Annotated in this window: 13 protein-coding genes; 4 read left to right on the top strand and 9 right to left on the bottom strand. The window is 61.0% G+C overall.

The features are described 5' to 3' along the window. The first annotated feature begins 4 nt into the window (after nucleotides 1-4). Entirely contained in the window at nucleotides 5-229 is a 225-nt protein-coding gene (locus DIC66_RS03835; protein ID WP_199534661.1) for a twin transmembrane helix small protein, read from the top strand. A 72-nt stretch (nucleotides 230-301) separates the two neighbouring features. On the opposite strand, the gene DIC66_RS03830 is transcribed toward DIC66_RS03835, so the two are convergent. The 7 genes from DIC66_RS03830 to DIC66_RS03805 form a co-directional block, all read right to left on the bottom strand. After that, a complete protein-coding gene (locus DIC66_RS03830) occupies nucleotides 302-1,183 on the bottom strand; it encodes a cytochrome c oxidase subunit 3 (protein ID WP_117174259.1) in 882 nt (293 codons plus the stop codon). A gap of 52 nt (nucleotides 1,184-1,235) precedes the next feature. After that, the gene (locus DIC66_RS03825; protein WP_117174257.1) at nucleotides 1,236-1,454 is read right to left on the bottom strand and encodes a DUF2970 domain-containing protein; all 219 of its coding nucleotides are present in this window, start codon (nucleotides 1,452-1,454) and stop codon (nucleotides 1,236-1,238) included. Next, nucleotides 1,454-2,053, bottom strand: coding sequence for a cytochrome c oxidase assembly protein (locus tag DIC66_RS03820; RefSeq protein WP_117174255.1), 600 nt, complete (start codon nucleotides 2,051-2,053; stop codon nucleotides 1,454-1,456). The genes DIC66_RS03825 and DIC66_RS03820 overlap by 1 nt, the downstream gene beginning before the upstream one ends. Nucleotides 2,054-2,056: 3 nt before the next feature. Next, nucleotides 2,057-2,167, bottom strand: coding sequence for a cytochrome oxidase small assembly protein (locus tag DIC66_RS23345; RefSeq protein ID WP_233505799.1), 111 nt, complete (start codon nucleotides 2,165-2,167; stop codon nucleotides 2,057-2,059). Between the two features lie 10 nt (nucleotides 2,168-2,177). Further along, nucleotides 2,178-3,812, bottom strand: a complete 1,635-nt coding sequence (ctaD, locus tag DIC66_RS03815; protein ID WP_117174253.1) for a cytochrome c oxidase subunit I — start codon at nucleotides 3,810-3,812, stop codon at nucleotides 2,178-2,180. 56 nt (nucleotides 3,813-3,868) lie between these two features. Continuing rightward, nucleotides 3,869-5,053, bottom strand: coding sequence for a cytochrome c oxidase subunit II (gene coxB, locus DIC66_RS03810; protein WP_117174251.1), 1,185 nt, complete (start codon nucleotides 5,051-5,053; stop codon nucleotides 3,869-3,871). A 179-nt stretch (nucleotides 5,054-5,232) separates the two neighbouring features. Further along, a complete protein-coding gene (locus tag DIC66_RS03805) occupies nucleotides 5,233-6,120 on the bottom strand; it encodes a methyltransferase domain-containing protein (RefSeq protein ID WP_117174249.1) in 888 nt (295 codons plus the stop codon). Nucleotides 6,121-6,157: 37 nt separating this feature from the next. Here DIC66_RS03805 and DIC66_RS03800 point away from each other — a divergent pair, with 37 nt between their 5' ends. Then, nucleotides 6,158-6,853 carry a ComF family protein gene (locus tag DIC66_RS03800; protein WP_117175068.1) on the top strand — a complete coding sequence of 232 codons (696 nt, stop codon included), beginning with the start codon at nucleotides 6,158-6,160 and terminating at the stop codon, nucleotides 6,851-6,853. Between the two features lie 6 nt (nucleotides 6,854-6,859). Continuing rightward, nucleotides 6,860-7,321, top strand: coding sequence for a tRNA (uridine(34)/cytosine(34)/5-carboxymethylaminomethyluridine(34)-2'-O)-methyltransferase TrmL (trmL, locus tag DIC66_RS03795; RefSeq protein WP_117174247.1), 462 nt, complete (start codon nucleotides 6,860-6,862; stop codon nucleotides 7,319-7,321). A 48-nt stretch (nucleotides 7,322-7,369) separates the two neighbouring features. Here the strand turns inward: trmL and DIC66_RS03790 are convergent, their stop codons facing one another. Together DIC66_RS03790 and DIC66_RS03785 are read right to left on the bottom strand one after the other, a co-directional pair. Next, entirely contained in the window at nucleotides 7,370-7,990 is a 621-nt protein-coding gene (locus DIC66_RS03790; protein WP_117174245.1) for a ParA family protein, read from the bottom strand. Between the two features lie 85 nt (nucleotides 7,991-8,075). Then, nucleotides 8,076-8,834 (bottom strand): sulfite exporter TauE/SafE family protein, encoded by a 759-nt coding sequence (locus tag DIC66_RS03785; RefSeq protein ID WP_117174243.1) that lies wholly within the window; start codon nucleotides 8,832-8,834, stop codon nucleotides 8,076-8,078. A 69-nt stretch (nucleotides 8,835-8,903) separates the two neighbouring features. On the opposite strand from DIC66_RS03785, the gene DIC66_RS03780 reads away from it, so the two are divergent. Further along, nucleotides 8,904-9,338: a DUF1841 family protein gene (locus DIC66_RS03780; RefSeq protein ID WP_117174241.1), complete on the top strand. Its 435-nt coding sequence runs from the start codon at nucleotides 8,904-8,906 to the stop codon at nucleotides 9,336-9,338. The last annotated feature ends 41 nt before the right edge of the window (nucleotides 9,339-9,379 follow it).

Here is a 9,379-nt window from a genome sequence, read left to right as displayed (position 1 = left end):
GACCATGTCATACCTTGTTGCACTTGCATTCCTGGCCATCATTGCCAGCCTGGGCGCGGCCCTGTTCTTCATGCTGCGCGGGGGCCAGGCAGAAGCGCCGGACAAGTCCAAACGCATGGCGCGTGCACTGGCCATGCGGGTGGGCTTTTCGGTGCTGCTGTTTGTGTGCATGCTGGTGTCCTGGAAAATGGGCTGGGTGCATCCGACCGGCATCGCGGCCGGGCAATAGGCCTGTAGGGTTATACGGCACCAATCAAAAAGGCACCGCAAGCGGTGCCTTTTTTCTGGGAGCCTTTTTCGCTCAGAGCCAGTACACCAGGATGTAGAGACCCAGCCAGACCACGTCCACAAAGTGCCAGTACCAGGCCGCGCCCTCAAAACCAAAATGGTTGTCGGCGCTGAAGTGGCCTTTTTGCAGGCGCAGGGTAATGAACAGCAACATCAGCATGCCCACCAGCACATGGAAGCCGTGGAAGCCCGTGAGCATGAAGAAGGTCGAGCCGTAAACGCCGGAAGTGAGCTTGAGGTTGAGCTCGGAGTAGGCATGGTGGTATTCGTAGCCCTGCACAAACAGGAACACGATACCCAGCAGCACGGTAGCCCACATGAAGCCGATGGTGCGGCTGCGGTTGTTCACCAGCAAGGCATGGTGGGCAATCGTCAGGGTCACGCCGGAGGTCAGCAGCAGGGCCGTGTTGATGGTGGGCAAAGGCCAGGGGCCCATGGTGGTGAAGGCTTCCACGGTGCCAGCGGGTGAGGCCGTCACGCCTGCGGCCAGGCTGGGCCATACGGCCTTGAAGCCAGGCCACAGAATGGCGTTGTCCAGGCTGCCCAGGGCGGGCACCGAGTGCGCGCGCGCCCACCACAGGGCGGTGAAGAAGGCGCCGAAGAACATGACTTCAGAGAAGATGAACCAGCTCATGCTCCAGCGGAACGAGATGTCGATGCGGCGCGAATACTGGCCACTGACGCTCTCGGAAATGGCATCACCAAACCACTGGTACAGCACAAACAGCCACCAGGCCATACCAAACAAAAGGGAGTACTTGCCCCACTCAGCACCGTTGACCCATTGGCCAGCACCCAGGATGACAAAGAACAGGCCCAGGGCAGCCATGGCCGGGTGGCGTGAGGGCCCGGGTACGAAATAGTACGGTGTGGTTCCGTGTGCGCTTGAACTCATTTCTGCTCCATTCCTTCAAATTCTTCTAACAACGTGTGATCCGCGCCGTGCCCTACTTGGCCACGACCCAATTTACCAAACCAATCAGCGACACCACCAACAGCAGCACCGCCACAAAACCCACCAGCAGCACATGCACCGGATTGACCTTGGACAGGTCATCCTGGTAGCCCTTGCGGCTGCGTATGCCCAACATCGACCAAGCCACCAGCTTCATGCTGTGCGCTATCGAACCGGAGGTGCGCTTGTCACCCTGGGGCGCATCCGCCATTACGAGCCCAGCCCGGCCACAGCGGGCAACTTCACACTGGCAACCGGTGCCGGGGGTGTGCCGCTGCCGACTTCAAAAAACGTGTACGACAAGGTAATGGTATTCACGTCCTTGGACAGCTTGCTGTCAATCACAAAGGCCACGGGCCACACCTTCTTTTCACCAGGCTCCAGCGTGTACTGGTTAAAGCAGAAGCACTCCACCTTGTTGAAGTGGGCCTGCGCCTGCTGCGGTGCATAGCTGGGAATGGCCTGCGCCGACATGCGGCGGTTCTGCACATTCTGGAACTCGTACATCACCGTGGTGAGTTCACCCGGATGCACTTGCAGCGAGCGCGTAGCCGGTTTGAACTCCCAGGGTCCGCGCGAGTTGGCATCGAACTCAACGGTGATGGTGCGGCTCAAATCGACTTGTGTGTTGGCAGGCACTTGGGACTTCACGCCCGGTATGGCCTGCTCGCCCAGCGCCAGCACGTTGATGCCGGTGAACTCGCATATCGCCTTGTACATGGGCACCAGCGCGTAACCAAAGCCGAACATGGCCACCGTCACCACGGCCAATTTGCCCAGCATCTGTCGGTTCAGGCGCACCAGGTTCATGGCTTACAGGCCCAGGATGATCATCTTGGCCATGAAGCCGATGAAGAAAACCGCCGCCACCGAGGCCAGGATCAGGCCCATGCGCAGGTTGGATTTCTTTTGCTCAGGTGTCATTGCCATGGCCTTAACCAATCACGCGGGTTGCCGTTGCATCCAGCTTGGGAGGTGTCTCAAAAGTGTGGAAGGGTGCGGGCGAGGGAACTTCCCACTCCAGGCCTTCGGCGCCTTCCCAGGGCTTCTGGGGTGCTTTTTCACCCTTGCCACGCATGGTGGGGATGACGATGAAGAAGATGAAGAACACCTGCGCCAGACCGAAGCCCAAAGCACCCACGGAGGCCACTGCGTTGAAGTCAGCGAACTGCATGGGGTAGTCGGCGTAGCGGCGCGGCATGCCGGCCAGTCCCAGGAAGTGCATGGGGAAGAAGGTGATGTTGAAGGCAATCAGCGACCACCAGAAGTGGATCTTGCCGCGCGTTTCGTTGTACATCACGCCGGTCCACTTCGGGCACCAGTAGTAGTAGCCGGCAAACATGGCATACAGCGAGCCTGCCACCAGCACGTAGTGGAAGTGGGCCACCACGTAGTAGGTGTCCTGCAGCTGGATGTCGATGGGCGCCATGGCGCAGATCAGACCGGTGAAGCCGCCCATGGTGAACACGAAGATAAAGCCCACGGCAAACAGCATGGGGGTCTCGAAGGTCATGGAGCCGCGCCACATGGTGGCAATCCAGTTGAAGATCTTCACGGCGGTGGGCACCGCGATCAGCATGGTGGCGTACATGAAGAACAGCTGGCCTGTCACCGGCATGCCGGTGGTGAACATGTGGTGTGCCCAGACGATAAACGACAGGATGGCGATTGAAGAGGTTGCATACACCATGGAGGCGTAGCCGAACAGGCGCTTGCGGGCGAAGGCCGGCACGATCTGGCTGATGATGCCGAAGGCCGGCAAGATCATGATGTACACCTCGGGGTGGCCGAAGAACCAGAATATGTGCTGGTACATCACCGGGTCACCGCCACCGGCGGGGTTGAAGAAGCTGGTGCCAAAGTGGCGGTCGGTCAGCGTCATGGTGATGGCGCCTGCCAGAACCGGCATGACGGCGATCAGCAGGTAGGCGGTGATCAGCCAGGTCCAGGCGAACATGGGCATCTTCATCAGCGTCATGCCGGGAGCGCGCATGTTCAGGATGGTCACGATGATGTTGATCGAGCCCATGATGGAAGAGGCGCCCAGGATGTGCATGGCAAAAATGCCGGCGTCCATGGAGGGGCCCATCTGCAGGGTCAGCGGTGCGTACAGCGTCCAGCCGGCAGCGGGTGCGCCACCGGGCATGAAGAAGGAACCGGCCAGCATGGCGCCAGCAGGAATCATCAGCCAGAAGCTGAAGTTATTCATGCGGGCAAAGGCCATGTCGGCTGCGCCGATCTGCAGCGGAATCATCCAGTTCGCAAAGCCCACGAAGCCCGGCATGATGGCGCCAAACACCATGATCAGGCCGTGCATGGTGGTCAGCGAATTGAACAACTCGGGGTTGACCAGTTGCAGGCCAGGCTGGAACAGTTCGGCACGGATCAGCAGTGCCAATACGCCGCCAATCATCAGCATGGTCAGGCTGAACATCATGTACAGGGTACCGATGTCCTTGTGGTTGGTGGCAAACACCCAACGGCGCCAGCCCGTGGGGGCGTGGTGGTCGTCATGGTGCCCATCATCGTGGCCATGGGCGTGGTCGTGTTGGCCGAGAACTGCGCTCATTGTCTTTTCCTTCTCAATTCACTTCTGGTGGTCTTGCGTTGATTACCCGTGGGCAACTACTTGCGCAAGGCCAGGACGTCGGCGGGCTGCACCAGCTGGCCGGTCTTGTTGGACCAATGGTTCTTGGTATAGCTGATGACCGCCGCAATGTCGGTATCGCTCAGTGCCTTCCAGGATGGCATGGCAGCATTGTTCTGGCCATTGAGCAGCACCAGGATCTGTTTGCTCTTGTCGGCATCCAGCACCACGGCTGCGCCGTCCAGGGGCTTGATCGGTCCGCCGCCCTTGCCGTTGGCCTGGTGGCAGGCCACGCAATTGGCTGCGTAGACTTTTTCGCCGCGCGCCAGAATGTCGTCCAGGGCCCAGACCTTGGCCGGATCATCCATCTTGGCGGCCATTTTCTTCTGCTCAGCCGCCACCCAGGCGCTGTAGTCAGCGGCCGAGAGCACCTTCACATGGATGGGCATGTAGGCATGTTCCTTGCCGCACAGCTCGGCACACTGGCCGTGGTAGTCACCTACTTTTTCGGCACGGAACCAGGTGTCGCGCACAAAGCCAGGGATGGCATCCTGCTTGATACCAAAGGCCGGCACCATAAAGGCGTGGATCACATCGTTGGCGGTGGTGATGATGCGGATCTTCTTGTCCACGGGAACCACCAGCGGGTTGTCGACCTTGAGCAGGTAGTCTTCCACGACCTCGCCCTTTTTGGGGCCGCCGTTGTTGGACATCTCGCGCTGCGCGGTGTCCAGGGTGGAGACAAAGCCGATGCCTTCGCCTTCGCCCTTGAGGTAGTCATAGCCCCACTTCCACTGCATGCCGGTGGCCTTGATGGTCAGGTCGGCGTTGGTGGTGTCCTTCATGGCCACCACAGTCTTGGTAGCCATCAGGCCCATGGCCACAACGATGATGAAAGGCGCCAGGGTCCAGGCAATTTCAACTGCCACGCTTTCATGGAAGTTGGCGGCCTTGTGGCCTTGCGATTTGCGGTGCTTCCAGATGGAATAGAACATGACGGCGAACACGGCCAGGAAGACCACCGTGCAGACGATCAGCATGAACCAATGCAGCCATGCCTGGTCTGCTGAGATTTTGGTGACACCCTGGGTCAGGTTGAGCTGGTTCACACCAGGGCCACCCGGGAGATCGGACACGGCGTGCGCCAACGAAAACACGCCAGTACCGAACCAGAGGGCAGCAGCCCACATCCAGGAAGCCAGCCCATTGAAAACGCTCTTCATCGTTCTTACCTCTTTCATGCTTCTGTATTTCGTCTCTTTTGCTGGAACCAGCGGTCTGCGCCGAGGCCAAGTCGCATTGCTGCGCCAGACATTATTTGTGCGCGATTGTAGCCCAGCGCTTTACCTGAACTTGACGTGCGCTACCGCATGTCAAGCGCGAAAGTCAGACACCATGCAAATTAAGACTTGATCTGGCGCAATGAGCGTCGCATTTCTTCGAGCGGAACACGTGTTTCTGACTGAACCGTCAGCTTGGGGACCGGTTTGAAGGCGTGGCCATAGATCACTTCAAAGGTCAGTGACAGTCGCCCATCCGGGCCGCGCAATCGGCGCTCCAGTGTGTCGCACAAGGCCTTGCGCCATTGCCGCCCACGCAGACCAGCAAAGCGCTGCGGATGCAGATTGCGCCCCAGACCGCGCAGTTCTTCGAGCAGTTTGTCGGCACTGGAATAGCTCAGGGTGATGTGCTCCATGTCCATGACCGGCTCGGCAAAGCCCGCGTGCACCAGCATGTCACCCCAGTCGTGCATATCGGTGAATTCATGGCTGGGTGCAGGCCAGCCCATGTCGGCATAAACCGGGCGCAGTTCACGCAAGGTGTCGGGCCCCAGGCAGGAGAACATCAAAAAGCCATCCACCGCCAGCGCCGCATGCCAACGCTGTATCAGGCCCTGTGGATCGGCCTCCATATGCAAAGCCATGTTGGCCCACAGCATCTGCACCGGCTGGGGTGGCTCAACAAACTGCGGGCTGCTGCCCATCCAGCGCTCGGGCTTCCACCAGGCTTGCTGAAACTGCAAGCGCGCCATGTCCCTGTGGGCTTCACTGGCCTGTTGCACGTAGCACTGTGCCTTGGGGTAGCGTTTAACCAGGGGCCCGTGCACCTGCCGGCCACCTTGCAAAGGCCGCCAGTGCACCCAGCTCGCGGGCGTACGCACAATCCATTGCAGGCGCTCTTCCATGCGCCGTGCCACCTCCTCATGCAGCCAGGCGGACTCGGACGGTGCCTGTGACGCCCAACGCTGGGCGGCTTGAGGATCGATGGTGGGGGGACGTTGGGTACTCATGGTCATGCAGAAAACGAGGGGCCAGTATATTGGCGCCATGTTTCGCAGACTGCTCCAGGGGATTGCAGGCCGCCTGCCCAGCCAGTGCGCGGTGTGCCATGCCTGGCCTGCGCGCGCCGTGTGCGACGACTGCGTTCAGCGCTTTGCGCAGCCCGTGGCGCGCTGCCACACCTGCGCCCTGCCGGTGCTGGCTGGCATGCGCCAGTGCGGCGCCTGTTTGGTCCAGCCGCCGCCGGTGGACCAGGCCCTGGCGGTCGTGCCCTACGACTACCCCTGGGCGGGCCTGATCACCCAGTTCAAATTTCAGGAACATACAGGCTGGGCCCACAGCCTGGCCACCTTGCTGCGCGCCGCGCCCTGGGTGGAGCCTGCCCTGGATCGCGCCGACTGGCTGCTGCCCCTGCCGCTGTCACCCAGGCGACTGCAAGAGCGCGGCTTCAACCAGACGCTGGTCCTGGCGCGTGCACTTTTGCCCGACAAAGTGCAAACCGGTGTGCTGCTGCGGGTGAAAGACACGGCCGCCCAAAGCAGCCTGCCGCGTGCCGAGCGGCTGTTGGGCGTGCGCGGCGCCTATGCGCTGGAGCCCACGCGCTTGGCGGAGGTGCAGAACAAACGCATCGTGCTGCTTGATGATGTGATGACCACCGGCGCCACACTGTTTGAAGCCGCACGGGTGCTGCGTCGCGCAGGCGCCTTGCACATCACGGCGCTGGTGGTGGCGCGTACGGAATAATCGGGCATGTTCAATATCGTTTTGGTGGAGCCGGAGATCCCTCCCAACACCGGCAACATCATCCGCCTGGCCGCCAATACCGGCTGCCACCTGCATCTGGTGGAGCCGCTGGGTTTTTCCATGGAAGACAAGCAGATGCGCCGCGCCGGGCTGGATTACCACGAGTACGCCACGCTCAAGCGCCATGCCGACTGGCAGGCTTTTCTGGAAACCGAGAGGCCCGACGCGACCCGCCTGTTCACCCTGACCACGCGCGGCACCCGCGGCCCGTTTGATGTGCGGTTGCTGCCGGGCGACTGGCTGGTGTTCGGCTCGGAGACCAAGGGTTTGTCGGAGGCGGTACGCGCCAGCTTTGGCCCCGAGCAATGCCTGAAGCTGCCCATGCGCGAAGGCCAGCGCAGCCTGAACCTCTCAAACGCGGTGGCGGTGACGGTGTTTGAAGCCTGGCGTCAGAACGGCTTCAAATAAGACAGGCCCCCACGTTCGCTCACTGCGTGTTGCGCTTTGCCCCCAAACTCAGCGCTGGTCCAGCCAGCGGCAAATCGGCTGCCACAGCTCCAGATCGCGCTCCACCCGGGCGGGCGCCACGTCGAACACGGTGAGGCCCTGTGCCGCCAGATGGATGTAGTTCTGCGTGTCGCGCACATAGCCCACCATGGGCAGGCCTATGGATTGCACAAAGGTATCGAGCTGGTCGGCTGCGATGGTGCGTGCATCCACCCGCATGCCCACCAGACCGATACGCGCCTTGGAGGCGTTGGCGTTTTGCGCCAGTTCATCCAGAAAGGCACGTGTGGCAAAGATGTCAAAAATGCTGGGCTGCAAGGGCACCAACACCATGTCCGCCAGCTTCATGATGTCCTTGAAGCGCCGCCCGTGCAGCCCGGCCGGGGTGTCCAGCACCACGTGGGTGGTGCCCTTTGGCGGCTTGGCAATCTGGTCCGCATCCAATTGCCAGCTGCTGATGGCGGGGGCTGACGGCGGGCGCAATCCCAACCACAGCTTGCTGGACTGCTGCCGGTCCGCGTCGCCCAACATGACGGCATGCCCCTGTGAAGCAAAGTAGCCTGCAACCTGGGTGGACAGCGTGGATTTGCCCACGCCGCCTTTGGGATTGGCAATAACGACTACCGGCATAAAGGACCTCCTGGAAAATGCCCACCATGGTGCGGATACCGCGGGCCATATTAACCCGCAGACTACTGCTTTGCACAGCGTGCGCCTAGGCTACAAAGCCATCCCAGACCAGCTTCAGGCCGGTCAGCAACATGCCCAGGTACAGGAAGCGGTAAAACAGCACCTGGCTGATGCGTCGCGCCATGCGCACGCCAACCCACACACCGATGGGCGCAATCGGCAACAGCACCAGCGATGTGGCCATATTGCGCGTATCCAGCAGACCCAGCCAGGCATAGGGGATCCACTTGCACAGGTTCACCACAAAAAAGAAAAAGGCCATGGTGGCCGTGAACTTGATGGGCGAGAGCTTGAGTGGAATCACATAGGCATTGATGGGGGGCCCACCCGCATGGGCCACAAAGCTGGTGAAGCCGGACGTGACCGTCAGCAAGGCGCCCAGCCACTTGGGTGGCAAGGGGCTGTTGGGCTTGGGCGGGAACAGCAGGCGCTGCGCCAGAAACAGCAGCGTAAACACGCCCACCATGGCCGCCACCGTGTGCGCATCCAGCACCTTGAACAACAGCGCACCCACCACGATGCCCAGCACACCAAAGGGCAATATGAACTTCAGCAGCGCCATGTCAAAGTCTTTGCGAAAGGCCGCCATACCCAGCACATCCATGAGGAGCAGCACAGGCATCAAGATCGCGGCAGCCTGCGGCACCGTCACCGCCAATGCCATCATGGGCACAGCCAGAGAACCAAAACCGGCACCAAAGCCGCTTTTGCTGACGCCCAACAAAAGCACGGCGGGAATGGTGACAGCGTAAAAATAAGGGTCGGTAATCAGCGGAAAACTCATGGCTCAAATGTAACCAACGCCAGCCTGCCAACACCGCACAGGGCCATGCGGCGTGCTACGCTTGATGCCATGTTCAGCCCCTCCCAAGAAGACGTGCGCCGCTTTTTCTGCGGCGCTTTTGCCAAGGCCCGCGATGGTCAACCCCTGGAAGCCATAGAAACGCTGGCTGCACGCTGGATGGACGAGCACCCGGAGTACCACGCCGACTTCGCCGATGTGGAGGCCGCGCTGGCCAGCATGCAGACAAGCGAGCCGGGCCGCACCAACCCCTTCCTGCATCTGTCCATGCACCTGTCCATCAGCGAGCAGTGCAGCATTGACCAGCCCCGCGGCATCCGCCAGGCCGTGGAACTGCTCACCCACAAACGCAACTCCCTGCACCAGGCGCACCATGAGGCCATGGAGTGCCTGGGCAAGATGCTGTGGGACAGCCAGCAGGGCGGGCGCCCGCCGGATGGCGACAGCTATATCGCCTGCATCCAGCGCCACGCCACCAAGGACTAAAAAAAAGCGCCACATCGGTGGCGCTTTTTGTGTTGGCTGAC

The organism is Rhodoferax lacus (genome assembly GCF_003415675.1).
Classification (GTDB): domain Bacteria; phylum Pseudomonadota; class Gammaproteobacteria; order Burkholderiales; family Burkholderiaceae_C; genus Allorhodoferax; species Allorhodoferax lacus.
Note: the sequence above shows the minus strand (reverse complement) of the source record. Positions and strands in the feature narration are given on the sequence as shown.

What these genes read in the sequence shown, in the direction of transcription:
- DIC66_RS03835 (WP_199534661.1), top strand. Translation starts at nt 5, where the DNA reads ATGTCATACCTTGTTGCACTTGCATTCCTGGCCATCATTGCCAGCCTG.
- DIC66_RS03830 (WP_117174259.1), bottom strand. Translation starts at nt 1,183, where the DNA reads ATGAGTTCAAGCGCACACGGAACCACACCGTACTATTTCGTACCCGGG.
- DIC66_RS03825 (WP_117174257.1), bottom strand. Translation starts at nt 1,454, where the DNA reads ATGGCGGATGCGCCCCAGGGTGACAAGCGCACCTCCGGTTCGATAGCG.
- DIC66_RS03820 (WP_117174255.1), bottom strand. Translation starts at nt 2,053, where the DNA reads ATGAACCTGGTGCGCCTGAACCGACAGATGCTGGGCAAATTGGCCGTG.
- DIC66_RS23345 (WP_233505799.1), bottom strand. Translation starts at nt 2,167, where the DNA reads ATGACACCTGAGCAAAAGAAATCCAACCTGCGCATGGGCCTGATCCTG.
- ctaD (WP_117174253.1), bottom strand. Translation starts at nt 3,812, where the DNA reads ATGAGCGCAGTTCTCGGCCAACACGACCACGCCCATGGCCACGATGAT.
- coxB (WP_117174251.1), bottom strand. Translation starts at nt 5,053, where the DNA reads ATGAAGAGCGTTTTCAATGGGCTGGCTTCCTGGATGTGGGCTGCTGCC.
- DIC66_RS03805 (WP_117174249.1), bottom strand. Translation starts at nt 6,120, where the DNA reads ATGAGTACCCAACGTCCCCCCACCATCGATCCTCAAGCCGCCCAGCGT.
- DIC66_RS03800 (WP_117175068.1), top strand. Translation starts at nt 6,158, where the DNA reads ATGTTTCGCAGACTGCTCCAGGGGATTGCAGGCCGCCTGCCCAGCCAG.
- trmL (WP_117174247.1), top strand. Translation starts at nt 6,860, where the DNA reads ATGTTCAATATCGTTTTGGTGGAGCCGGAGATCCCTCCCAACACCGGC.
- DIC66_RS03790 (WP_117174245.1), bottom strand. Translation starts at nt 7,990, where the DNA reads ATGCCGGTAGTCGTTATTGCCAATCCCAAAGGCGGCGTGGGCAAATCC.
- DIC66_RS03785 (WP_117174243.1), bottom strand. Translation starts at nt 8,834, where the DNA reads ATGAGTTTTCCGCTGATTACCGACCCTTATTTTTACGCTGTCACCATT.
- DIC66_RS03780 (WP_117174241.1), top strand. Translation starts at nt 8,904, where the DNA reads ATGTTCAGCCCCTCCCAAGAAGACGTGCGCCGCTTTTTCTGCGGCGCT.